General features: G+C 38.3%; 1 pseudogene. It reads right to left on the reverse strand.

The window, feature by feature from the left end:
* Positions 1–242 (reverse strand): annotated as a pseudogene (locus Q4Q35_RS07975) (hypothetical protein); the annotation flags it as partial.
* Positions 243–269: the final 27 nt, after the last annotated feature.

The raw sequence follows: 269 nt of genomic DNA on the forward strand, positions 1-269 counted from the left end.
AATATCGGATTACCTGAAAACTGTCTGGAGAGTACTGTCTTTGAATCCTCTATACAATCGCCCCCACAATAGTAGATACTGGCGAAAGAATAAAATATATCTTTCCAGTTGTAAAAAGTGGTCGGGCTCAAAACAGGAAGATTGGACTGGAGAAAATCGCCAAGGTGCATCTTGTCAAACTCATCCAAAACAAAATTAATACCGCCAAAGGCGTTTATCTGAGAAGAATTCAATACTTTCATCTTGTGTCTTTTTGTGGAAACACCAAT

This window comes from Flavivirga aquimarina, assembly GCF_030540835.1.
Classification (GTDB): Bacteria; Bacteroidota; Bacteroidia; order Flavobacteriales; family Flavobacteriaceae; genus Flavivirga; species Flavivirga aquimarina.